Origin of the sequence: Holdemanella hominis, assembly GCF_014306155.1 — a bacterium.
GTDB lineage: Bacteria > Bacillota_I > Bacilli_A > Erysipelotrichales > Erysipelotrichaceae > Holdemanella > Holdemanella hominis.
In genome coordinates this window covers 1-25,583 of record NZ_JACRWH010000029.1, presented here as the reverse complement: position 1 = coordinate 25,583, position 25,583 = coordinate 1, and the positions used below count along the sequence as shown (strand labels likewise).

Annotated in this window: 24 protein-coding genes, 1 riboswitch and 1 other annotated feature; of the genes, 9 read left to right on the top strand and 15 right to left on the bottom strand. The window is 34.9% G+C overall.

All coding sequences use genetic code 11. The features are described from left to right. The first annotated feature begins 152 nt into the window (after positions 1-152). Genes H8911_RS07535 through H8911_RS07525 form a run of 3 tightly spaced genes read left to right on the top strand, consistent with a single transcriptional unit; the run spans position 153 to position 3,351 of the window. Positions 153-1,337 carry an aspartate kinase gene (locus H8911_RS07535; RefSeq protein WP_186999222.1) on the top strand — a complete coding sequence of 395 codons (1,185 nt, stop codon included), beginning with the start codon at positions 153-155 and terminating at the stop codon, positions 1,335-1,337. Continuing rightward, positions 1,337-2,671, top strand: a complete 1,335-nt coding sequence (locus H8911_RS07530; protein ID WP_186999221.1) for an RsmB/NOP family class I SAM-dependent RNA methyltransferase — start codon at positions 1,337-1,339, stop codon at positions 2,669-2,671. The genes H8911_RS07535 and H8911_RS07530 overlap by 1 nt, the downstream gene beginning before the upstream one ends. After that, a complete protein-coding gene (locus H8911_RS07525) occupies positions 2,668-3,351 on the top strand; it encodes a pseudouridine synthase (protein ID WP_186999220.1) in 684 nt (227 codons plus the stop codon). Before H8911_RS07530 ends, H8911_RS07525 begins: the two co-directional genes overlap by 4 nt. A 60-nt stretch (positions 3,352-3,411) precedes the next feature. Here H8911_RS07525 and H8911_RS07520 read toward each other — a convergent pair whose 3' ends face one another. The 7 genes from H8911_RS07520 to lysA all read right to left on the bottom strand — a co-directional run bounded on the left by H8911_RS07520 (position 3,412) and on the right by lysA (position 10,168). Continuing rightward, positions 3,412-5,136 (bottom strand): class I mannose-6-phosphate isomerase, encoded by a 1,725-nt coding sequence (locus H8911_RS07520; protein ID WP_186999219.1) that lies wholly within the window; start codon positions 5,134-5,136, stop codon positions 3,412-3,414. Beyond that, the gene (locus tag H8911_RS07515; RefSeq protein ID WP_186999218.1) at positions 5,133-5,669 is read right to left on the bottom strand and encodes a glucose-6-phosphate isomerase family protein; all 537 of its coding nucleotides are present in this window, start codon (positions 5,667-5,669) and stop codon (positions 5,133-5,135) included. Before H8911_RS07515 ends, H8911_RS07520 begins: the two co-directional genes overlap by 4 nt. 212 nt (positions 5,670-5,881) lie before the next feature. Beyond that, positions 5,882-6,559: a 2,3,4,5-tetrahydropyridine-2,6-dicarboxylate N-acetyltransferase gene (gene dapD, locus H8911_RS07510; RefSeq protein WP_117923737.1), complete on the bottom strand. Its 678-nt coding sequence runs from the start codon at positions 6,557-6,559 to the stop codon at positions 5,882-5,884. A gap of 9 nt (positions 6,560-6,568) precedes the next feature. After that, positions 6,569-7,267 carry a 4-hydroxy-tetrahydrodipicolinate reductase gene (gene dapB / locus H8911_RS07505; protein WP_117923739.1) on the bottom strand — a complete coding sequence of 233 codons (699 nt, stop codon included), beginning with the start codon at positions 7,265-7,267 and terminating at the stop codon, positions 6,569-6,571. Then, on the bottom strand, positions 7,261-8,136 hold the full coding sequence (gene dapA / locus H8911_RS07500; RefSeq protein ID WP_186999217.1) for a 4-hydroxy-tetrahydrodipicolinate synthase: 876 nt from the start codon (positions 8,134-8,136) through the stop codon (positions 7,261-7,263). The genes dapB and dapA overlap by 7 nt, the downstream gene beginning before the upstream one ends. After that, positions 8,130-8,924, bottom strand: a complete 795-nt coding sequence (dapF, locus tag H8911_RS07495) for a diaminopimelate epimerase (protein ID WP_186999216.1) — start codon at positions 8,922-8,924, stop codon at positions 8,130-8,132. Before dapF ends, dapA begins: the two co-directional genes overlap by 7 nt. Then, positions 8,915-10,168 carry a diaminopimelate decarboxylase gene (gene lysA, locus H8911_RS07490; RefSeq protein ID WP_186999215.1) on the bottom strand — a complete coding sequence of 418 codons (1,254 nt, stop codon included), beginning with the start codon at positions 10,166-10,168 and terminating at the stop codon, positions 8,915-8,917. Before lysA ends, dapF begins: the two co-directional genes overlap by 10 nt. A gap of 63 nt (positions 10,169-10,231) precedes the next feature. Continuing rightward, positions 10,232-10,396: riboswitch (Lysine riboswitch) on the bottom strand. A 91-nt stretch (positions 10,397-10,487) separates the two neighbouring features. Here lysA and H8911_RS07485 point away from each other — a divergent pair. Further along, positions 10,488-11,585, top strand: a complete 1,098-nt coding sequence (locus H8911_RS07485) for an amidohydrolase (RefSeq protein ID WP_186999214.1) — start codon at positions 10,488-10,490, stop codon at positions 11,583-11,585. A gap of 10 nt (positions 11,586-11,595) precedes the next feature. Here the strand turns inward: H8911_RS07485 and argF are convergent, their stop codons facing one another. From argF to H8911_RS07445, 8 genes are all read right to left on the bottom strand, one after another. After that, positions 11,596-12,510, bottom strand: coding sequence for an ornithine carbamoyltransferase (gene argF / locus H8911_RS07480; RefSeq protein WP_186999213.1), 915 nt, complete (start codon positions 12,508-12,510; stop codon positions 11,596-11,598). Further along, on the bottom strand, positions 12,507-13,667 hold the full coding sequence (locus H8911_RS07475; protein WP_186999212.1) for an aspartate aminotransferase family protein: 1,161 nt from the start codon (positions 13,665-13,667) through the stop codon (positions 12,507-12,509). Before H8911_RS07475 ends, argF begins: the two co-directional genes overlap by 4 nt. Before the next feature lie 10 nt (positions 13,668-13,677). Beyond that, complete coding sequence (gene argB / locus H8911_RS07470; protein ID WP_186999211.1) at positions 13,678-14,505, bottom strand: acetylglutamate kinase; 828 nt, start codon at positions 14,503-14,505, stop codon at positions 13,678-13,680. Next, positions 14,502-15,692 (bottom strand): bifunctional glutamate N-acetyltransferase/amino-acid acetyltransferase ArgJ, encoded by a 1,191-nt coding sequence (argJ, locus tag H8911_RS07465; RefSeq protein WP_186999210.1) that lies wholly within the window; start codon positions 15,690-15,692, stop codon positions 14,502-14,504. The genes argB and argJ overlap by 4 nt, the downstream gene beginning before the upstream one ends. After that, positions 15,689-16,585, bottom strand: a complete 897-nt coding sequence (argC, locus tag H8911_RS07460) for an N-acetyl-gamma-glutamyl-phosphate reductase (protein WP_186999209.1) — start codon at positions 16,583-16,585, stop codon at positions 15,689-15,691. The genes argJ and argC overlap by 4 nt, the downstream gene beginning before the upstream one ends. Further along, positions 16,578-17,966, bottom strand: a complete 1,389-nt coding sequence (gene argH / locus H8911_RS07455; protein ID WP_117923759.1) for an argininosuccinate lyase — start codon at positions 17,964-17,966, stop codon at positions 16,578-16,580. Before argH ends, argC begins: the two co-directional genes overlap by 8 nt. Before the next feature lie 7 nt (positions 17,967-17,973). Next, the gene (locus H8911_RS07450; RefSeq protein ID WP_186999208.1) at positions 17,974-19,224 is read right to left on the bottom strand and encodes an argininosuccinate synthase; all 1,251 of its coding nucleotides are present in this window, start codon (positions 19,222-19,224) and stop codon (positions 17,974-17,976) included. Between the two features lie 105 nt (positions 19,225-19,329). Next, positions 19,330-19,540 (bottom strand) — a binding site (T-box leader). A 94-nt stretch (positions 19,541-19,634) separates the two neighbouring features. Continuing rightward, entirely contained in the window at positions 19,635-21,062 is a 1,428-nt protein-coding gene (locus H8911_RS07445) for a DEAD/DEAH box helicase (protein ID WP_186999207.1), read from the bottom strand. 77 nt (positions 21,063-21,139) lie between these two features. On the opposite strand from H8911_RS07445, the gene H8911_RS07440 reads away from it, so the two are divergent. The 5 genes from H8911_RS07440 to H8911_RS12490 all read left to right on the top strand — a co-directional run. Then, a complete protein-coding gene (locus tag H8911_RS07440) occupies positions 21,140-21,505 on the top strand; it encodes a hypothetical protein (RefSeq protein WP_117923764.1) in 366 nt (121 codons plus the stop codon). A 61-nt stretch (positions 21,506-21,566) separates the two neighbouring features. After that, positions 21,567-22,922 carry a transglutaminase-like domain-containing protein gene (locus H8911_RS07435; RefSeq protein WP_117924172.1) on the top strand — a complete coding sequence of 452 codons (1,356 nt, stop codon included), beginning with the start codon at positions 21,567-21,569 and terminating at the stop codon, positions 22,920-22,922. Then, a complete protein-coding gene (locus tag H8911_RS07430) occupies positions 22,915-23,625 on the top strand; it encodes a gamma-glutamyl-gamma-aminobutyrate hydrolase family protein (protein WP_186999206.1) in 711 nt (236 codons plus the stop codon). Before H8911_RS07435 ends, H8911_RS07430 begins: the two co-directional genes overlap by 8 nt. Further along, positions 23,625-25,025: a S10 family peptidase gene (locus H8911_RS07425; protein ID WP_186999205.1), complete on the top strand. Its 1,401-nt coding sequence runs from the start codon at positions 23,625-23,627 to the stop codon at positions 25,023-25,025. Before H8911_RS07430 ends, H8911_RS07425 begins: the two co-directional genes overlap by 1 nt. Positions 25,026-25,267: 242 nt before the next feature. Beyond that, positions 25,268-25,583 (top strand): DUF6431 domain-containing protein (locus tag H8911_RS12490; protein ID WP_255466321.1); only part of this gene is annotated, 316 nt, incomplete at its 3' end.

Below are 25,583 nucleotides of genomic sequence, written 5' to 3'. Positions count from 1 at the left end.
AGATTAACAACATCTTAAGTGGCATTCGAAATAAAGATATATGTCCAGAAGTCAATTTATATAAGACGTTGTATGAGTGTTGATTTTAGCTTTATATCCTAATTTATTAAATGTGTCTTATATGCTAAAATAGTGTGGTTGGAGAATAAAATATGAATATAGTTGAAAAATATGGTGGAACCAGCGTTGGAACCATTGAACAGATTCAGGATATTGCACTTCATGCCAAACACATGAAAGAACAAGGTCACAATCTAGTCATTGTTGCGAGTGCCATGGGAAAAACCACAAATAAATTAATAGAATTAGCTCATAGTGTCACAAACAATCCAAACAAACGAGAATTGGATTCTTTATTATCTACGGGCGAGCAACAAACAATTACACTTCTTGCGATTGCGATGAATTCAATAGGTGTGGATGCGATCAGCTTAACTGGCTATCAAGCCGGTTTTCTAACAAGTAAACACCATTCTCGTGCTTTGATCAAAGATATTGATACAACTACAATACAATCTCATTTAGACCAGGGAAAAGTTGTTGTTGTAGCCGGCTTTCAAGGCGCTACTGAATATGGAGACATCACTACTTTAGGTCGTGGTGGAAGTGATACAACAGCGGTTGCGATTGCCGCAAAACTTGGTTATCAATGCCACATTTTTACCGATGTAGATGGAGTTTATACAATTGACCCAAGATTATATACGCGTGCTAAAAAGCTAAAATCCATTTCTTATGAAGAAATGATGCAGATGGCCTGTTTAGGAGCTGGAGTATTAGAAACTCGAAGTGTCGAACTAGCCAGTAAATATAATGTTCCCCTTTTCTTAGGAAAAGCTTTGGAAACAGATTTAGAGAAAGGAACTTGGATTATGCATAAAGAATTAGAAGATATGCCAATTACAGGTTTAAGTGTAAAAGATGACTATGCGATCATGCGCTTTATGCACTTACCTAATGATGGTGTTTATTTAGGAAAACTATTTAAGATGATTTCCGATTTAAATATCAACCTAGATACAATTTCACAACAATTAGATGATGAAGGTCTAGCCAACTTTACTTTATATTGTTCTGAAGAACAAAGCAATCAAATCATGGAACATGCCTCAAAAGAATATCCTGTACATCAAATGCTTGGATACATTAAATTGTCTTTAGTAGGACTTGGTATTTCTACACATTCAGGTATTGCCAGTAAAGTATTAAACATCTTAAGTGAAAATGGCATTAAGTATTATATGATTACTTCTAGTGAAATCTCTATCTCATTAACAATTGAAAAGAAAGATAAAGTTAAAGCCGTTCAAGCACTTGGAAAGGCATTTGATCTATAATGGAACTTCCAGTTAAATTTAAAGAACAAATGAAAGAGCTTCTTCAAGAAGAATATGAAGATTATCTAAATAGTTTTGATCATGATAGATATTATGGTTTAAGAGTCAATACACTAAAGATTTCTGTTGAAGAATTCTTAAAGATTTCCCCTTTTAAACTAGAACCCATCCCTTGGACAAACGATGGCTTCTATTATTCAAGTGAAGATAAACCCAGTAAACACCCCTACTATTATGCAGGCCTTTACTATCTTCAAGAACCAAGTGCTATGTTACCAGCTCAAGTGCTTCCTGTAGACGAAAATGATATTGTATTAGATACGTGTGCAGCTCCTGGTGGAAAGAGCACAAAGCTTGCGACAAAGCTCAATCATAATGGACTTTTAATTTCAAATGATATAAGTTCTTCAAGATGCCAAGGACTCTTAAAGAACATCGAACTATTTGGTTGTGACAATGCTTGGGTTACCAGTGAAGATTTGACAAACATGGAACAACATTATCCAGAAACATTTGATAAGATTCTAGTGGATGCCCCATGTAGTGGTGAAGGCATGTTTCGAAAAGAGCCGGACTTAATCAAAAGCTGGATTGAAAAAGACGATACGTTCTATCCGCCTATTCAAAAAAACATTTTAAATGCTGCTGTATCCATGTTAAAGCCAGGTGGATCCATTGTCTATTCCACTTGTACTTTTTCGATTCACGAAAATGAAGAAGTTATTCAAGATGTATTAGACAAACATCCAGACTTACATCTTGTTCCTATTAATAAAATTGATGGTATGATGCCAGGTGTAAACATGAAGGAATGTGTTCGTTTATATCCACATAAAATCAAGGGAGAAGGTCACTTTGTAGCTTTACTTGTCAAAGACGGAGAAACAAAACATAAAAAAATAAGACTGGAGCCAAGCGATAGGCTTGATGATTGTGTTACTGATTTTTTACGATTGGTTAAATTAAATAAGGGAGCCATTAAAATCAAAAAGGACAAGGTCATCTGGTTAAACAGTGATTTTCAAGCTTATAAAGGCTATCGCGTCTTAAGATCTGGCTTATTATTAGGTCAACTCAAAGGTAAACATTTTGAGCCAAGTCAAAGCCTTGCCCTTGCCCTTTGTCCTGAACAATTTAAAAATGTATTAAACTTCTCGATTGAAGATGAGCGTGTTATTAAATACTTAAAAGGTGAAACTCTAGATGTAAAGGATTTAGACAAAAAAACATCTGGATGGACACTTGTTTGCGTAAATAACTTCCCTTTAGGATTTGCGAAACTTTCTAAAGGCTCATTAAAAAATAAATATGCGAAAGGATGGCGTTATCAATGAGACTTGACAAATATTTATCACATATGGGATTTGGCACAAGAAACGATGTAAAAAAATTAATTAAAAACGGCTGGGTTACCATTAATGATGAAACCATAAAAAAGGCAGACTATAACGTAAAAGAAGATGATCGTGTTTGTGTGGATGATGAACCTGTAAGCTATGTAGAATACGAATACTATATTTTAAATAAGCCTCAAGGCTATGTGAGCGCCACAGAAGATATGCTCTATCCTACAGTCATGGAACTTGTCCAAAGCCAAAGACACGATTTGTATCCAGTTGGAAGATTGGATATAGATACAGAAGGATTATTACTCATCAGCAACGATGGTAAATTAACGCATGAAGTATTATCACCAAAAAAACATGTAGATAAAAAATACTATGTTGAATTTGATGGAACTTTACCAGAAAATGCCGTAGACTTCTTTAATCAGCCTATGGAATTTGAGGAATTTACTTCAGCCCCTTCAAAGCTAGAAATTTTAGATACAAATAAAGCCTATCTAACGATTCATGAAGGAAAATTCCACCAAGTTAAAAGAATGTTTGAAAAGGCAAACTGCACTGTTACCTATCTCCAACGTATTGAGTTTGGTCCTTTAAAACTAAATGATTTACCATTAGGTGAATTTAGAGCTTTAGCTCAAGAAGAATTAGATGCCTTAAAAGGCTAAGAAAACCTGAAAGATCATAAACTCTCAGGTTTTTTCTTTAGGCCAAAAATGTCCATTACTTTAGTTTCTTACATATGCCTTTAATACTTTAATTTCATCACAACCATAAGGCTTGATTGTATATTCCTTGATACTTGCAGGAATAATGAAGGTTTCTGCATAATGCACAATGAATGGTTCAAAGTCACCTTCAATAATGGCACTCTTTCCATCAATTAAATTCAACATATTCACTGTACCATGTGTTTTATGGAATGAATCATTGTTGATTGTATATCTTCTTGTTTCAATAAATTCTAATTCATGAAGTCCCGTATGTTCGATCTTACAATCATTTCCATCTTCTTTTACTTCATAAGTCGCATTGACCAAGTTTTCTTTGACCCATTTTGTCGTACGATCCCATTGAATGACATGTTTTCCATGTTCAATATTAATAGGTCGAGGAAGTCCATCTAAGCCTAGTCTTTGCCAGTCCCACAATTTAAATGTGAAGATATAAGGTGTAGCACTAATTTCTAATACCATCGCATTCTTTCCTGAACAATGACAAGTTCCTGCTGGAATTAAGAAATGATCATGTTTCTTTGCCGGAAACTTATTGATATATTTATCCGCATCAAATACAATTTCACCACGTTGCGCAGACTCTAAATCAGAAATCATTTCATTGGGTTGAATATCTTCTTTTAGACCTAAATACACATGTGCATCTTCTTTGGCATCTAGAATATAATAACTCTCATCTTGTGTATAACTCATACCAAAATTCTTTTTAATATATTCCGTTAATGGATGTACTTGTAAAGACAAGTTTTGTCCTTCCATCGTATCTAGAAAGTCAAAGCGAATTGGAAATTCTGCCCCAAAACGAGCATAGACTTGTTCTCCCAATAATTCTTTTGGTTGATACAACACTAAATCCATAGCTGGAAGTTCAAATGTAACTCCATCATAGTCAAATAGAATGCTGTTTTCTTCTGGCACACCATCAAAGCTCCATGCATAATTGGACTGATTCTTGTCTAAGTTACAAACTTCCTTCATCCATTGACCACCCCATACGCCTGGATCAAAGTATGGTACTGTACGAAATGGTTTTTGAGCAAGTAGACTTAAACTTTCTTTAAAAGTATCACTTGAAATCATCTTTGGATCGTTTGATTTGTTTGTGTCCACCACATAATCAAAACTTTCAAATCTTTCAGCCTTATGCTTATCGGCAATACGCCATTCAATAAAATAACCACGCTTATATTTCTTTAAAATATCTTCATCAAAGTTTGTCGCATTATAGTTAGCCATCCCTTTACGATAGCGTAGTTGAATTTCCCAACGTGCCATATCAAAGTAAACATACATATCGCCATGACTTACTAAACTAGCACCCACTCCATATACAATGACAGAGCCTTTATGTTCATTGATTTTGTCTTTAGCTTCTTCTAGTTTATCTTCATCCATAAAATCCACAAGATTACCATAATACATCTTACCAAACACACGATCATCCGTTAGATTGTATTTCATTTGTTCGGTCATGGTTTTTCCATCCTTAAAAATATCATGCATATTGATTTCCAAAGAAAAATTGAAGCGTTTGATGAGTTCATATACTTCATTCTCATCTACGCCTGGATAATAATCAAAGACTACAACACTCCTATTATTAATTTTCTTATTTAACTCCTGATAAATTGCATCATATCCATGAAACGCTCTATGATTCTTTATTGTCGTCTTAGGAAAACGATCATATTCCGATTTAAAATTTAAATAACTCATTCTTCCTCCACCTTCAATTCACCATTTTCCTTATACACTCTTACTGTAAAAGGATGCTCTTCTACACGCTTATAATCATGACCCGCATTGCTTGGCCACATACATTGTACTTTCAACTCACTATTTCCCGTATTCACAAGGCGATGTGCCAAATGACCATTAATATAGTGAACACTTCCCACTTTTACTTTTTCAGCATGACAATGATAATCTTCATCCATCAATAAAAGAAGACCTTCACCACCCATGCCACAATAGATTTCATCACAATCTAAACTTTCATGGAAATGTCCACGCGTTACATTACATTCGCCATTCACGCATACTGGCTGCATCACAGTCAATCCATAACACAAACCATCATGTTCATACGAATACACTTCATACATAATTTGATCATCTGAAACACTTGAATCCACACTCTTATAGAATGTTTTAGCATTCGAATACAATTTTGTTCTCTTCTTTACACCCTCACCTTCAATTACACCATTTAAATAATCATGAAATACTTTTGCGTCTTTAATTTCCATAATTGCCTCCTGTCTAATTGTTATAACATTCAATTTCATTATAAAACTATTGTTATAACATTTCAATATAAAAACAATCACAATATTTATACATCCATAAATATCACTGATCTCCATTATATTATTACTAAATTTCAATTCATTTTCTGAAGTTCACTCCCCATTTACATGCAAATCACGTATTTTAGTAATGTACAAATAAAAAGGAATCCCTAAAGATTCCTTAAAGCATCCTCTAACTTTGTCTTTTGTGTAGCCTTTTCATCCTTCATTTTAATGACTCTTGCAGGACATCCTGCAACTACCGCATTTTCTGGCACATCATCAATAACTACGGCACCAGCTGCAACAACAGCATTTTTACCTACATGTACCCCTTCAATCACTACGGCATTGGCACCAACTAAAACATCATCCTCAATGATAACCGGTGTTGCACTAGCTGGTTCAATGACACCTGCAAGTACAGCTCCAGCTCCAATATGACAATGTTTTCCTACAGTAGCTCTTCCACCTAAAACGGCTCCCATATCAATCATAGTACCTTCACCAATGACAGCACCAATATTAATAATAGCCCCCATCATAATAACGGCATTATCTCCAATTTCAACTTGTTCACGAATAAATGCACCTGGTTCAATACGTGCATGAATATTTTTTAGATCCAACATAGGAACAGCACTATTACGACAATTGTTTTCGACTTCATAGTCCACTTCTGGATTCATCAAAAGAACAGGTTCTATATCTTTCCAATCCCCAAATACAACATTGCCAAAGACTTTACAATTTGGAAAAGAAATCTCTCTTTCTGAATTAAAATATACTTTTACCGGCGTTTTCTTTTCAGCCGTTTGAATATAACGAATAATTTGTTCTGCTTCCATATATACCTCCTACATCATATCTTCCATACTATATAAACCTGGTTTTTGATTGACCACAAACTTGGCCGCCTTTAATGCGCCATTCACAAAGATCTGGCGCGAATTAGCACTATGCTTGATTTCTAACGTTTCATTATCTCCAAAGAAATACACTGTATGCTCTCCTGCCACAGTACCTCCACGAAGCGAATGAATTCCAATTTCATGTTGGCGTTTTCCTGTAAAACCACTTCTGCCATATACCTTTGTATACTCATCTTCTGGATCTAAAGCATTCACTAACATTTTGGCTGTACCACTAGGCGCATCCTGCTTTTGATTATGATGAATCTCCTGTACTTCCATATCAAAATCATTCTTTAATAAAGGCGCAAATTGTTTTAGAATCTGTTCAAATACGGCAATACCATATGAAAAGTTTGCCGAATAAAATAAAGGGATTTCATCTGAAACTTGTTTTAAGCTATCGATTTGATTCTCACTTAATCCCGTTGTTCCATAGATTAAAGCACACTTTTTCGTTTTCACAAAATTTAAGACACTCGCTAAATTATTGGGATGTGAAAAATCAATCACAACATCTACATCCATACAATGATCATCGATTCCTTTCTCAAAACAATGAACTACTTCCATACCTTGATTTTGAGCTGTTTCCTTTATAAGAGAACCCATTTTTCCTGTACCTACAATCGCTATTTTTAACATAATCCCAAGTCCTCCATTGCGGCTTTTAAAATTTTGGCATACTCTTCATCCATTTCGCATAAAGGCAAACGATATCCACCAACTTCTTTATCCATATAATTCAATGCCTGTTTCACCGGAATTGGGTTGACTTCAATAAATAAAGCATGAATAAAATCTAAATATTTCAATTGTTTTTCTAAGCTTGCCTTTACATTTCCATCCAAATAATCCTGCACAATTTCATGTGTTTCTTTAGGTAAGCAGTTTGCCAAAACACTAATGACTCCACTAGCACCTAGTGCCATCATCGAAGTAATCATGTCATCATTCCCTGAATACATCACAAAGTCATCACTTAAATAACGCGCAATATTTGTGGCATAACTGATATTTCCACTCGCCTCTTTGATGCCGCAAATATTTGGGTGTTTACTCAATACTTTAACCGCCTCTTCATCAATGTGACAACCCGTACGTCCTGGCACATTATATAAAATAATAGGGATTTGAACGGCATCTGCAACCGTTGTAAAGTGACGAATCATACCTTGCGTATTGGCTTTATTATAATAAGGACTAATCAACAGTAAGGCATCAGCCCCCATATTCTGATACTTCAAACTTTTTTCCAAAGCCGTTTGCGTACAGTTTGAACCCGCTCCTACAATAACAGGTACACGATGATTGACTCTTTCAATCGTATAAAGAGCTACCGCATCATCTTCTTCGTGCGTCATTGTACTACTTTCTCCCGATGTTCCTAAAATCAAGATTCCATCTGTTGAATTTTCAATTTGCCAATCCAACAATTCACCTAACTTTTCAAAATTCACTGTACCATCCTCGTGGAATGGTGTTACTAAAGCTACAATTGATCCTTTTAACATACAAATTCTCCTTCACATATCTTTTTTGCAGGGCCCGTCATATATACATGGTCCTTCACTTCAATTTTTAAACTACCTAATTTTAATTGAACTTCACATTCACTCTGAACAAAGCCCAATTTATTTGCGACGACAACACTTGCACAAGCGCCCGTTCCACACGCAAGCGTAATACCACAGCCTCTTTCATAAGTCATAACCGTAATATGTGTATCATCTATCACTTGTATAAAATTCACATTGGTTTGTTTTTTAAATAAGGGATCGTGACAAATTCTTCTTCCTAGTTCAACATTTTTTTCACTAAACGCATCATCCACAAAGACAACCGTATGGGTTGTGGCCATAAACAAACTATATGTATCCACTCCACAAACTTCTCTTTTCCACACATTTTCATGTTCATCTACATCAATCAAATGATTATCATACAACGGTTGTTCCATATCTACACAAACTTCAAATGGAGACGTAGATATAAGATGTACGATTTTTTCACCAGCCAAGGTTTGTACAGGAACAACTTCATCTGTATTGATACCTTCATCAAAACAATAAGCCGCAAAGCAACGGATGCCATTGCCACACATCGGAGCTCTAGAACCATTTTGGTTGTAGTAAACCATTTCAAGTGGATCTTCCTTCACAAAAATCATTCCATCCGCACCAATACCTGTATGTCTAGAACAACAAGCTTGAACCAATGTTGGAATATCAATACCTTCAATATATCTTGTAAGAATAAAATCATTTCCTAAACCATGATACTTACTAAACTTTATGCGCATAAATCATTCTCCAATCGAATCAAATCTTCATAATTTTCACCACGAATCACACACTGGCTATTTCCATCCTTACAAAAAATGACCGGTAAGCCACACGCTTTATTGTAGTGACTTGCCATAGAATAACCATAAGCACCTGTAGTTTTCACTACAAGCAAATCATTCGGTTTTGCTTCAGGTAAGTATGCATCTTCAATGATCACATCTCCAGATTCGCAACACTTACCCGCAACTTTGTAGTGTTTACTTGCCATTTCATTTTCTTTTCCATCAATCACACAACTATATTTAGCCTGATATAATGCAGGACGAATATTATCACTCATACCTCCATCCACAAAGATATAATTTTTATGCGGTGTTTCCTTCATAAAACCAACTGTATAAACTGTGCTTCCCGCTTCCGCCACAATACTTCGTCCTGGTTCAATACAAATTTTATTGATATTTAATGCATATTTTTCTATATTACATTTCACGGCTTCAATCAAAGTATCACATACTATATCCACAGGAATGGGTGTATCTTCATCCGTATATACAGCGCCAAAACCTCCACCAAAATTTAATGTGGATACATCAACACCTAAGTTTGAAACAAACTCACACACCTTATTGACTTCTTGTACAAAGGCTTCCTTGTCAAAGATCTGCGATCCAATATGTGCATGGAATCCATCAAAAGATAAGTTTGGACAAGCATTGATAATTTGAATCAATTCTAAAATACCTGATTTTTTCTCAATTGAAATTCCAAACTTACTATCAATATTAGCTGTCACAATATATTCATGCGTATGTGCTTCAATACCTGGGTTGACCCTTAATAAAATGGATACAGTATAATCAATATTCTTAGCCAATTCACTCAACAATTGAGCTTCCATAAGGTTATCAACAATGATCGTTCCCACTTTATACTTCAAAGCCATTTTCAACTCATCCATCGATTTATTATTGCCATGAAAATAAACACGAGCCATATCAAATCCAGCTGCATAAGCCGTATATAATTCTCCACCACTGACAGCATCTAAAGAACAATCCATCTTTGACACCAATTGAATCATGGCCTTGCAGTTAAAAGCCTTGGATGCATAGATCACATCACATTCAAATTCAGAACTTTTTAAACAATTTTTAAACGCATTCAATTTATCTTCAATCATTCTTTGATTGTATACATACAAAGGACTACCATATGTATTTACTAAATCCTTTACTTCCACATTTGAAATCTTCATAATTCACCTCTTAAAACTAAAAAACATGCCAGCCATCAAACTGACATGTAAATAAAAACAAAATCATTTGATAGCACTCCTACTAGCGTAGACAGTCCAACAGATATTCTCCATTGGCCCACATGTTCTTTATGCCTAAAAAACACATTCGGCAAACTTGCTTCATAAATACATCAAACGCTCGCCAGCTCTGTATTTACTTGTCGTATTCGCGCCTCTATCCTAAGATGTGAAAATTATAACACTACTTACATTTTGTTTCAAGATAATTTGTATTTTATTACATTTCTATGTAAAATATACAAAAAAGGAGAAATTTATGTTAGAAACCATTAAAAAATATAGAAAAGACCTTCACCAGATTCCCGAATTAGAACTAGACTTACCAGAAACCACAAATTACATTTTAAGTGTATTAGAAGAATTCGATTGTATAGTTTCTGTACCACTTAAAAGTACAATATTTGCTTACTTTGACAATCAAAAAGAACACACTCTCGCCTTTCGAAGCGATATGGATGCACTGCCTGTGACTGAACAAACAAATCTTGAATTTAAAAGTAAAAATCCAGGTAAAATGCATGCCTGCGGACACGATGGGCATATGGCCATGCTTCTAGGATTTGCGAAAGAATTAAATACATATTACAAAACATTAGATAAAAACATTCTTTTAATTTTCCAACCCGGAGAAGAAAGTCCAGGAGGTGCACATTTAATTTGTGAAGATAACATTCTAAAAAAATATCATGTTCAATATATCTTTGGAACTCACTTATGGCCTGTACTTGAAAAAGGGGTTGTCGCCACACGAAAAAATGAATTTATGGCTCGCGCTAGTGAAATCAACATTGATATTTATGGAAAAGAAAGTCATGCCGCCAAATATAAAGAAGGAATTGACGCCTTAGAAATTGGAGCTGAAATCCTTTTAGAAATTTATGCGATGGAAAAAGAAATCCCAAATGAATATTATCGCTTACTTCGCTTTGGAAGAATGGAAAGTGGTACGGTACGAAATGTAATTAGTGGACACACTCGACTTGAAGGAACATTACGTGCTTTTCAAGATTATATCTTCGATTCCATGAAAGAAGAAATATTTAGAATTTGTGCAGATAAAGAAAAGAAGTACAATTGTAAAGTCAATATTTCAATCAATACAGGCTATCCAGCTGTTATGAATGATGAGAAATTAGTGAGTGATCTAATTTCTAAAATCCCAGAAATCAGACAATTAAGAAATCCTGAAATGATTGCCGAAGACTTTGCGTACTACCAAAAAGAAGTGCCTGGCGTATTCTTCTTTTTAGGCACACAAACCCCATATGCACTTCATAATGCCAAGTTTGACTTTGACGAAGAAGTCTTATTAAGCGGTATTGAATTATACAAGAAAATCACAAAATGTATTTAAAAAGAGGAAATTAATCCTCTTTTTCTTTCATCAATTGAACCATGACCGCCTTTTGTGCATGTAGACGATTCTCTGCTTCTTCAAAGATTTCATCCGCATGGGCCTCAAATACTTCTTCTGTGATTTCCTGACCACGATAAGCTGGTAAACAATGTTGTACCATCGCATTGGCTTTGGCATATTTCATCAATTCGGCATTGACCTGGAAACCTGCAAAATCTTTAGCACGCTTTTCTTTTTCAGTTTCCATACCCATACTTGCCCAAGTATCTGTAATGACAACATCCGCATTTTGAATAGCCTTGATACAATCATTTGTGAGTTCAAAGTCTTTGAAATCTTTCGCAAACTCTAAAACATGCTTGTCAGGCTCATATCCTTTTGGAGTGGCTACACTCACCTTCATACCAACCTTTAATCCACCTACGATCAAGGAATTAGCCATATTGTCTCCATATCCGATATAGCACATCTTCAAGCCTTTTAATAATCCGTATTTTTCACGAATTGTCATAAGATCAGCCAACACTTGACATGGATGACAATAATCCGTTAACCCATTAATAACAGGAATCGATCCAAAGTTTGCCAAATCTTCCACTTCTTTTTGTTCATACGTACGAATCATAATACAATCTAAATAACGCGATAAAACACGTGCTGTATCTTGTACAGGCTCCCCTCTTCCGATCTGTAGATCTCTACTTGATAAAAATAAAGGTTGTGCTCCTAATTGATAAGCCCCTGTTTCAAAGGAAACACGCGTTCTTGTACTAGACTTTTGAAAGATCAAGCCAATACTTTTTCCTTTTAATAAAGGATGTTCAATATGATGTTTTCTTTCATATTTTAATTGATCCGCCAATTCTAAAATGGAAAGAATTTCTTTTTCACTCAATTGTTCCATCGTTAATAAGTGTTTCATTCAAACACCTCCTTCATAATTGATAATGCTTCATCCACCTCTTTTAAGCTTAATGTCAATGGTGGAAGTAAACGAATCGCATCCTTACCTGCCGTAAGTGTTAATAATCCTTTATCCATCATTGCCTGTACATAATCGGCTCTTTTATCTGGATCTACAACGATTCCAAGCATCAAACCAATTCCACGAACCTCTTTGATCTTGTCTGAATGAATATTTTCAATACCTGTTTTTAAAGCTGCACCTACAACTTTTACATGATCTAGAAAACCGTGTTCTGTCACGATAGATAAAACTGTATCGGCAGCTTTACAACTTAATGGATTGCCACCAAATGTACTACCATGATCTCCCGGACCAAATGTGTCCTTACACTTATCTCCTGTAATCACAGCTCCAATTGGAACCCCTCCACCAAGAGCTTTTGCGGTTGTGACAATATCAGGTAAAACATTATATTGTTCAAAACAGAATAATGTTCCTGTGTGCCCTATTCCAGTTTGTACTTCATCAACCAAGATTAAAATATCCTTAGAATGACAGAATTCTTCTACCGCTTTGACATACTCTTTGTCCAAAGGAACAACTCCACTTTCTCCTTGAATCAATTCCACCATAACGGCACACGTTTTTTCATTGGCTACCTTCTTTAAATCTTCAATGTCATTTGCGGCAGCATAATCAAATCCTTCTGTAAATGGAAAATAATATTGATGAAATTTATCTTGTCCAGTCGCCTTTAAAGTAGTGATGGTACGACCATGGAAAGATTGTTTTAAAGTGATGATGACATCTCTTCCTGCTCCATATTTATCATAGGAATATTTTCTGGCAAGTTTGATCATTCCTTCATTGGCTTCGGCTCCTGAATTTGAAAAGAATACCTTACTAAGTCCAGTATATTCAACTAACTTTTTAGCAGCATCCGCCATTGGTTTACTGTAATACAAGTTGGAACATTCCATTAAAGTTGCCACTTGTTTTTGAATGGCATCTACAAGCACAGGATGATTATGACCTAAACAATTCACACCAATTCCACTTGTTAAATCGAGATATTCTTTCCCATTTGTGTCTTTTAAATAGCATCCTTGCCCACTTTCCATTTCAATGTTGAAACGATTATAGGTATGCATTAAATATATTGATTCTTCCATAACTTTCCTCCTATTCAATCAAGGTTCCTACACCTTCATCACTTAATAGTTCTATCAACAAAGAGTGCATGACTCTTCCATCTTGAATATTGACACTTTCAACACCTTCACGCACGGCTTTTACACAACATTCGATTTTTGGGATCATACCACCCGTAATCACTTTTTCTTTCTTTAATAAAGGAATCTGAGATACCTTGACTCTTTCCATCAAAGTAGATTCATCCTTAGGATCTTTCATCAATCCTTTGACATCCGTTAATAAAATCAATTTTTTGGCATGTAGACTAATCGCTAGCTCACTAGCTGCAAGATCGGCATTGATATTGTAAATACCTAGTTTATCTATTGCCTTAGCAACACTTGATACAACGGGAATATAGCCATTTTCAAAGGTATCCAAAATAATTTGGGGATTTACCTTTTCTATCTTTCCTACGTTGACCATTTTTGAATCTAAACAACTCGCCTCAAACAAACTACCATCGACTCCACTCAATCCAATTCCCTTATCTAATAGATTGACTAGATTTTTGTTTACTTTTCCACAAAGAACCATCTGAACAATATCCATTGTTTCATCATCTGTAACACGTAAACCATTTAAAAACTTTGATTCTTTGTTTGTCTTAGACAACATTTCATTAATTTCAGGACCACCACCATGTACTAAAACAACGTGTACCCCTAATAGATTTAATAATGTTACATCCTTTATAACGGCAGCCTTCAATTCTTCATCAATCATGGCATTTCCACCATATTTCACAACTACGATTTGTCCTGAATATTCTTTAACATAAGGCAAAGCCTCTACAAGTACATTCGCATCGATCATGTTCTATAATCTCCATTGATTTTTACATAGTCATATGTTAGATCACATCCCCAACAAGTACATGACTCATTTCCACTATGCATATCGCAAATAATTTCAATTTCTTCCTGTAAAAGAATGGATTTCGCCTTTTCTTCATCAAAATCCAAGCCTTTCCCGCTTTCGCAACAAAGAATTTCATCATTGGATTTAAATGAAATATCTACAAGTTCTGGATCAAATTCCACACCCGAATAGCCAAGTGCACAAATGACTCTTCCCCAGTTGGCATCCGCACCAAACATGGCTGCCTTAACTAAAGAAGAAGAACATACGGACATTGCCAAAGTTTGGGCATTTTCTAAAGCATCTACACCATTCACAGTTACTGTCATTAATTTACCAGCACCCTCGCCATCGGCCGCAATCTTTTTTGCGAGTTCTTCCATCACAAAATGTAAAACTTGATCAAATACTTCCTTTTCAAACACCTCATTTTGTGCCATGCCGTTAGCCATCACAATACACATGTCATTAGTAGAAGTATCTCCATCCACACTGACACGGTTAAATGTTTTATTTGTGTTATCGAGTAAACAAGACTGAAGAACATTCTGTTCCACTTTACAATCCGTTGTGATAAAAGCTAACATTGTACCCATATTTGGATGGATCATTCCACTTCCTTTACAAATACCTCCCATATGACATGTGACACTTCCCATTTTAAACTCAACAGCCACTGTCTTTTCTTTCGTATCTGTTGTCATAATAGCCTTAGCTGCATTTGAATTATTCTCTGATGATAAATTAATGTCACTTACTTTGTCTTGAATCTTTTCAATAGGCAAAACCTGTCCAATCACTCCTGTTGATGCGACTAGCACATTCTCTACATCCATATTTAAATAATCAGCTGCACATTGTGCTTCTAATTCAGCATTTTCAATTTCTTTTGGATTACAAGCATTCGCATTTCCAGAATTGACAATAATGGCTTGGCTCATACCATTTATTAAATGTTTTTTTGTGACAAGTATAGGAGCTGCCTTTACTTTATTCTTTGTGTATACGGCCGCCGTTTGACAAATTGTATCCGATACAATTAATGCCAAATCATCTTTTGTCTGATTCTTACGAATTCCACAATGGATAGACCCCGCCTTAAATCCGATCGCAGCACATACCCCGTTTTCTATAACTTTCATTCTATATTCAATCCTTCCACTTCTTCAAAGCCTAACATAATATTCATATTTTGAATGGCTGCACCACAAGCTCCTTTTCCCAAATTATCAAATAGGCTTGTGATCGTACACATTTTACTATTACCAGATACAATCAATTTCATACAATCCAGTCCTGCCATTGTATTGGCACTGATCATTCCTAAATCTGTTTTTTCAACTTGAATCAAAGTTGAATCTCTATACCAATCTTTCAAAACAAGATAAATCTTTTCATAATCCATTTCCACATTTAAACTAACTGCCATACCACGATAGTAATCGCAGACAATCGGATTTAAAAACACATCCTTTTCCAATCCACACACCTTTTTAATTTCTGGTAAGTGTTTATGATACTGATTTAAGCCATAAATTCTTGGCGCTTCTAAATCGATTGTTTTTTCATTTTCATACTGATAGATCATATTTTTTCCTCCACCAGAATATCCAGTTAAAGAGAAAAAAGAAAACTGTTCTGTTTGATTCACCAAGCCTTTTTGAATCAAAGGATACAAAATAGATATACAGCCTGATGCATGACAGCCTGGATTGGCAACATATTGACTTGATGCAATTTTATCCTTATAGCCTAATTCACTAAATCCATATGTCCACACAGTCCGATGTGCTGTTGAAGCATCAATAACTTTGACATTTGAATTTGTGATCAAGCTTACAGCTTCAACACTTGCCTTGTCTGGTAAACAAAGGAAAACCAAATCGGCCGAATTTAAATATTCTTTTCTTGTTTCTACATCTTTTCTTTTATCTTCAGGTATCATCAACAATTTAATATCACTACGATCCTGCAGTCTTTTTACGATTTCTAGTCCTGTTGTACCAGACTGTCCATCAATATATACCTTATTCATAACATGCCTCTTGTTTTATAAAATCTTCAATATTTTGAATTTGAATCGATACACTTTCTGGACTTGGTCCACCATATACTTTTCGATTGTTTACACAAGTTTCAATATCAATATATTGGTATACATCTTCTTCAAAAGAAGCATGAAACTTTTTATATTCTTTTAAAGATAATTCATTCAATGATTTTTTATTTTCAATACCATATCCTACGATTTGTCCCACAATATGATAAGCATCTCTAAATGGCAAACCTTTCTTCGTTAAATAATCCGCAAGATCTGTCGCATTAATAAAGCCATGTAAACAGGCATGCATCATATTATCTTTACAAATCTTCATTGTTTGAAACATCGGAATAAAAACATCTAAACATTCTTTAACTGTATCGATACAATCGAATACGGCTTCCTTATCTTCCTGCATATCTTTGTTGTAGGCCAAAGGAAGACCTTTCAACATAACCAACAATGTATTTAAATCTCCAATAGCTCTACCACTTTTTCCACGAATCAACTCACAAATATCGGGATTTTTCTTTTGTGGCATGATACTTGATCCTGTACTAAACGCATCATCGAGTTCGACAAAATGAAATTCTAATGAACACCATTGAATGATTTCTTCACTCATTCTAGATAGGTGCACCATAATGAGTGATAAATCTGAACATAGTTCTACACAATAGTCTCGATCACTGACTCCATCTAAAGAATTATCAGTTGGTTTAAGAAAGTCTAGACGACTTGCCGTATATTCTCTATCAATTGAATAGGTTGTAGTGGCTAAAGCTGCACATCCTAAGGGACATTCATTCATTAAGGAATATGTATTTTGAAGTCTTATAATATCTCTTTTAAACATATTCGCATAAGCCATACACCAATGCGCAAAAGTGATGGGTTGGGCCCTTTGAAGATGGGTATAGCCTGGCATATATGTTTTTAAATGAGATTTGGCAGCCACACATAAACTATCCAATATTTGAAACAAAAATTTTTGTATCTCAATGATTTCTTCCTTTACATATAAACGTATATCCAAGGCAACCTGATCATTTCTTGAGCGAGCCGTATGCAATCTTTTACCAGCATCGCCAATTTCATTTGTTAGCTTTTCCTCAATAAACATATGAATATCTTCCGCTTTTGTAAATTCAATTTCATGAGATTCAATCTGATCCAAGATGGAATGCAATCCTTCTTGAATCAAATCGACATCCTTTTTAGATAGAATCCCTTGTTTCTCTAACATTTTTGAATGTACTAAAGAACCCTGAATATCTTGTTTATACAAACGACAATCAAAAGGTAAAGAGGTATTAAAAGAGTCAAGTTTGGCATTGGCATCTTTTTTAAATCTGCCAGCCCACATCTTTGCCATAGAACACCTACTCTACTGATGGAAAGTGTTTCTGAGCCTTTCCAAATAATTCTTGATCATTTAAGGCACGTACCTTTAATGGAAGTCCGAATAAGTGGATGAATCCGGCACTATCTGACTGGTCATAACAATCATCTTCATCAAATGTGGCCATGCCACTTGAGTATAAACTGTATGGACTTGTTACACTTTGAGGAATGATATTTCCTTTATACAATTGAAGTTTAACATCGCCTGTCACTGTCTTTTGTGTTTCATCCACAAAGCTTGACAATGCTTTTCTTAATGGCGTATACCATTTTCCATCATATACAAGTTCACCAAATTTCAATGCGACTTGTTTTTTATAATGAGCCGTATCTTTATCCAAAGTGATTTCTTCTAACTTTTCATGTGCTGCATATAAAATCGTTCCACCTGGTGTTTCATATACACCTCTTGATTTCATACCCACTAAACGGTTTTCTACAATGTCCAAAATACCAATACCATTCTGTCCACCTAAATCATTTAATGTTTCAATAATATCTAGGCATGACATTTCCTTACCATTAATACTTGTTGGAGTTCCTTCTTCAAAATGAATCGTTACATAATCGGGTTCATCCTTTGCCTGTATTGGACTTACACCAAGTTCTAAGAAACCTTCTTTTTCTAGTGGTGCTTTATTGGCAGGATCTTCTAAATCCAATCCTTCGTGGGATAAATGCCATAGGTTTTTATCTTTTGAATAATTTGTTTCCGCTGTAATCTTTAATGGAATATTGTGTGCCTTGGCATACTCAATTTCTTTTTCACGCGAATTCAATTCCCAGAATCTCCAAGGTGCAATGATGTCCATGCCTGGGGCAAAGGCTTGAATAGCTAGTTCAAAACGAACTTGATCATTTCCTTTTCCAGTACAGCCATGACAGATCGCATCAGCTCCTTCTTGTTTGGCAATTTCAACAAGTTTTTTTGCGATGATCGGACGTGCAAAGCTTGTTCCTAATAAATAATTTTCATAGCTAGCACCCGCCTTCATGCTTGGAATAATATAGTCTTCGACAAATTCTTTCTTTAGATCCGCAATATATAATTTACTAGCTCCCGTAGCCAAAGCTTTTTCTTCAAGGCCATCTAATTCACTTTTTTGACCAACATCTCCACTTACGGCAATGACTTCACATCCATAATTTTCTTTTAACCAAGGAATTAATACGGATGTATCTAATCCTCCAGAATATGCTAAAACGACTTTATTGTATTGTTGTTTCATGATAAGTTCCTCCTTGTTAATGTATATGAAAAAATAGTTCTATAAATCCATCGTCGATCACATTCCATATTCATCATCTCCTTACCATAAAAAAAACGTCCAAACAAATTGGACGTTATAAGCGCGGTACCACCAAAATTCCATCTGCCCTATGCAGATGACACCTCATTCTTAACGCGAATTCACGTTCTAGCCTCAAACCTTCGACTAGACCACTCCAGAACACGTTCCAAGAATATTCAACGATAACTTGCACCAAAATGTTATCTCTCTAAAGAAGAAATCTTCTTGTACTTCTTTCCTTCAAAGTATTTATGAGACTATTATAATTATTTTCTGAAACTTTTCAAGCTTAAGTTTACATTTATTTACAATTCATTACATTTCTTTCAAAATAAAATGGATCTGATCTAATGACCAAATCCATTTTTTGCCTTTTGAATACGCAATGTTTTGCCTTTAATTGTCTTTAAATTCTTTAATACAAGTTTTCCCTTTTCATTTAAGATATCCACATACGATTGATGATCCTGCACTTGAATCACACCAATATCCTCGACCGTAACACCATCAATTTCGCAGATAGCCCCTACAATATCGCCAGGACGAATCTTCTTGTTTTTTCCTCCATTCAAATAGATTTTAGTGATACCCTTTCTTAAATCTTTTGATTTATCGACCACCACACGATTAGATTCTTTTAATGAATCTAAAACGTCTAAATCACTTAAATAGACTTCACCTTCTTCTTTAAACGGCAAGTTATAACCTAGATATTCTTCTAGTTTTTCTTTTCGAATACCATCATATTCATTGACTAAACTTATAGCTAAACCTTTTTCATCGACTCTTCCACTTCGTCCGATACGATGTGTATATGTTTCTACGGGACTTGGCATATCGTAGTTAATGATCATCTCCACTTTAAAAACATCAATTCCTCGACTTGCGACATCGGTACAAACTAAAATACGCACCTTTCCTTTTTTAAAACGTCGCATATGCGATAGTCTTTCTTCTTGCATCATACCACCATGAATTTTATCTACACTGACTTGATTCTTTTCTAAACATGTATAAACTTCATCCACTCTTGCCTGCGTCTTACAAAAGATCATGCAGGATTCTGGTTTCTTTAATGCCAATAAATGAAGAAGGAACAATTCTTTGTGTTCTTCATTGACGTGATAGGCTTCTTCTAGAATATTTGGTTTATTTGAACTCGTTAGATCAATTTTAGCTGGTTTATACAAATATTTCTTACTCATTCTTTGAATCACTGCAGGATATGTTGCACTAAATAAACATGTCACATGTTTTTTAGGCATGTATTTTAAAATCGCTTGTACTTCATCTAAAAAATTCATATTCAGCATTTCATCCGCTTCATCCAAAACTACATATTTAATTTTTGATGGATCTAATGTTTCTTGTTGCAGATGATCCAAAACCCTTCCTGGCGTACCAATCACAACGTGACATCTTTGTTTCAAATCTTCTTTTTGAAACTTAAATGGCTGCTTACCAAAAATAGGTAATGTCTTAATTTTTTTGAAAGTACCAATACGATCAAAATCTTGTTGAATCTGTAAAGCTAGTTCTCGAGTGGGAGTAAGTACCAATGCTTGTGGACTTCTTTCATCAATTTCTAGATTTTGAATAATGGGAATCGCAAAAGATGCTGTTTTTCCACTTCCCGTTCTTGATTTGACAATACAATCCGTTCCCGAAAGAATATTCGGAATGACTTTTTCTTGTACAGGTAATGGTTTTTCATAGCCTAATGTATGTAAAGCTTGTATAATATTTTTATCTAAATTCATTTGTTCAAATGTCATATTTTATCACCGTAAAAATTATACCATGTTAATAATATTTAACAGAAACAAAATATATTATAAGCTACAATAGAATCATGAAATATAAAACGTTAGTAATGAAACAGATTGATAAACATACCTATCAATATAGTATGAATGCGCCTTTAGACAATTTAAGTCCCATTCTTTCTTTTGATGAAGAAATGTTAAACGTGAACTATGGCAATGAATTGGAATACGCCTTAAATTGTGCAAAACGAAGAGAAGTCTTAAAGGATGGTTTTCTTTTAGAACCAAAAGACAATATGACACTTACTGAATGGGCTCCTTTTTTGGCATTGTCTTTAGTCCTTCAATATTATAAATCATACAGAAATCTACCCCCTATATTAATGAGTGTAGATAAAGAAATGCAGGAAAAATATAGTCAGGAGGAATTAATTCGAAACTTATTTCAATAAGTTTCATTTTTTTGTGTAAATATTTTCATAATAGAGTATAATCAAAATGAGGTGAACTATTATGAACATGACAACATTGAACACGCCACTTCCTGAAGATTTAATGAAATTAAAATGGAATGGGCAATTTAAATTGATGCAGGAGATGATTGATTTACGTCTTCAAAAGGACATTCCTGCCAAACTAAAGGAGCGTTTAGAATTAGAAAAAGAATTGATTTCTCGTCTTCCTGAAGATTTTACGTATTCCAAAGAAGAAGCCATTGAATTATTAAAATCAAAGATTGAAGATTTCAAAGATGAAGAATTCGATACATTATTTAAGGACAATGCTTTTGAATGGATCTTCATTGAGGGAAAAATGTATTTAAAAGACAATTTTTTTGAAAACCTAATTAAAGTGCGTAATGCTTATAAAGATCGTTTAATTGAAAAACAAGGCGCTACAAGTACTTTATTAGATGATGTAATGCATAAAATGAAAGAAGAAAACGATGTTTACTGTAAGATTCATGTCAAGACAAGCTTAAAGGTGGATCCTGCATTTGAAAAGCCTGGAAAAACGATTCGCGTATGGCTTCCTATTCCGAAAGAATATGCGCAAGTTGAAGATTTTAAATTATTAAATACATCTCATAAAGGTCTAGTAAATGATAACAGTGTAGATCAAAGATGTGTTTATATTGAAAAGCCATACGAAAAAGGTGAAGAATTCAGTGTAGAATATGAATTCATCAATCACATGCACTATGAAGAATTAGATCCGAGTATTGTGACGAATGAACATCCAGATACTTGTCTTGAAGAATATGCGCCACACGTTGTATTTACAGATTATTTGAAAGATTTAGTCAAAGAAATCATTGGTGAAGAAACAAATCCATTATTAAAGGCTAAATTAATTTATGACTATATCACAAGTCACGTCACATATTCATATGTACGTGCTTATGCGACTTTACCTTGCATTCCAGAATATATCACAACTGGATTGAAAGGAGATTGCGGTTTACAAGCATTGACATTTATTACTCTATGCCGTATTGCGGGCATTCCTGCCACTTGGCAAGCTGGACTTTATACTACACCAGAAACCATCGGTAATCATGACTGGGCCAGATTCTATGTAGCTCCATATGGATGGTTATATGCAGATTGTTCATTTGGTGGAGGATCATATCGTGCCGGAAACTTAGAAAGAAGAGATTTCTATTTTGGATATCTAGATCCATTTAGAACTCCATGTTCATCTAAATTCCAAGGTGATTTTGTGCCAGCTAAAAACTTCTTGCCAAACGATCCATATGACAACCAAAATGGTGAAATGGAATATGTGGATGAAGCTATTCCAGGAAAATACATCATTAAAGAGACAAAGAATATCAAAATTGCCCTTATGGAGGATAAAAATGCGTAGGCCTATTGTCGGTCTAACGTGTAATGAAATGGATAAAGAGAATTTACCTAAACAATTTATCAATGAAGCCTATATTAATAGTGTTATTCGTGCCGGTGGCTGTCCCATCATTCTTCCAATCACAAATGACTATGATACAATTCAAGCTCAAGTTAATCTATTAGATGGATTGATTGTGACAGGTGGAATTGATGTAAATCCTATGATTTATAATGAAAATCCAAGACCTTTACAAGGTAATTCAAGTTTAGATCGTGATTATTATGAAATGCGAGTATTAAAATATGCCAACGAAAAACAGATTCCTATTTTTGGAATCTGTCGTGGCATTCAGATGTTGAATGTCTATTTTAAAGGATCTCTATATCAAGATTTGTCGTATTGTAAAAGAAATGTAATCAAGCATGCGCAACAAGAAAAAAGAGAAAATCCAAGTCATAAGATCCATATTGAAAAGGATAGCTTTTTATATCCTAGCTTAAGTGATGAAGCTTATGTGAATAGTTTTCATCATCAGGCCATCAAAGATTTAGCTCCACACTTTAAAGTTGTAGCTAAAGCTCCAGATGGCATTATTGAAGCTATTGAACATGAGTCATTACCAATTTATGCCGTACAATTTCATCCAGAAGCATTGTCCCATAAATATGGTGAGATGCAAGATATATTCAATGTCTTTATTAAAAAGTGTGAGGTAAAGTAATGCGTATTCAAGAAAATTTAGAAAAATCAAAATATGAAGCAGATGGCAAAATTAGTATACAAGGAACAACCATTCCTTATCATACAATTTGTGAAGATAATTTCTTTGTAGATGAAGAAAATAATCCAGTCGCATCCATCTTTAGTTATGCCTATTTTAGAAGTGATGTACACGACAATTCTAAACGTCCCATCTTATTTATTTATAATGGCGGTCCAGGGTGTGCAAGTCTTTGGCTTCACATGGGATTATTTGGTCCTAGAATTGTAAAATTAGATGATGAACTCAATCTTCCTACTGTTCCTCCTTTTGCACTAGAAGACAATCCACATTGCTTATTAGACTTATGTGATTTAGTCTTTATTGATCCAGTAGGAACAGGTTTAGGTCGTTTAATTCAGGAAAAGGCAAGAAAAGAATTTTATGAAACGCATGGCGATGTTCGAAGCGTTTCTAAATTCATTGAACAATTCTTAGCTCGTTACAACCGAAGAAATTCACCAGTATTACTTGCGGGTGAAAGCTATGGTACGGCTAGAAGTGCCCTACTTGCTGGAGAGTTGATGGGTGCAGGTCCTGAAAAGGCCGATACGATGGGCATTAGTGTCAGTGGTATCTTCTTACTTGGAAGTTACTTTATTGAAAAGCTTCCGGTTGAAGCAAGTGCGACAGACTTAATCACAATGGCTGCCACAAATTATTTCCATAATCCAAAGGAAAATATTTCGCAAAAAGACTTTATTGATGAAGCCTTTACATTCGCATCCACTGAATATGTCACAGCCTTATTTTTAGGGGATGCCTGCCCTAATAAAGAAGAAATTGCAGATAAACTAGCTTACTATTCTGGTATTGATAAAGCATATTGGTTAAGACACCATTTACATATGGATATGCAAAAAGGCTTTGCGCATAAACTATTAGAAGATAAGGGCTTAGCTTTAGGATTCTATGATGGTCGCTATACATGGAATGATGATCCAGAAATCATGGAAGCTAATGTCATTGCGGATGACCCAGCTATGGGACAATATACACCTGCTTTCCAAACTGCCTATGGGTTGATGCGCCAAGAATTGAATATCACAAGTGATCGTATCTCAAAAGGCTTAGTCTTTGATGTAAATATGACATGGAATCGTGAATTCAAAACAAGTCCTGCCCAATCCTTAGCTGGATGCATGCGAAGAAACAAACAGATGAAAGTCTTCTTTGCCTCAGGTCTATATGATCTTTGTACAACAGCTGGAAATGCCAGATATTTGGCAACCCATTCCAATCTAGATCAAAATCGAGTTACAATTGGTGAATATCCAAGTGGTCATATGGCTTATCTTGGTAAAGAAAGTTTTGATCTATTAGCCAAGGACATGCGTGCATTCTTTGAAAGCTGTATTTAACACAAAAACCGTCAAACGACGGTTTCTTTTTTTAGAATATATAAAACTAGATAGGGACAAATCAACCTTTAAAAGCCATAGGGATTTTAGCTCTGAGAAAGAGATATCCTTTAAACACTTTTAGGGTGAATTTCTCTATCTTTTTTGTTACAGTATTTTTAGAAGGGATTGGACGTAAAAAAAAGGTAGAAATCCAGCACCGATCAAAGTTGTGATTTCTACCCGTCCTCTTAGACAATTATATGATACTGAAAATTACCAACGACTTCAACCTGATTTTGAATAAAGATGATTATCAAGCTTTTGTTAATGCGATCGATTTGCTGTCTTTACATTGTCCTGTTTGTGGTGTCGTTGGCCTTTTTATATTATATGGACACTACACAAGATTTGTGATCATTGATGATCTTTCCAGTGGTGAGTGTAAGATTCAAATTCATGTTCAGCGTATCCAGTGTACTCAATGTAAATCCACTCATGCCTTGCTTCCAACTAATTTTGTCCCTTATACTCAGTTCACTTATCTTTTCATTTACTATATTGTTACACTTGATGAGA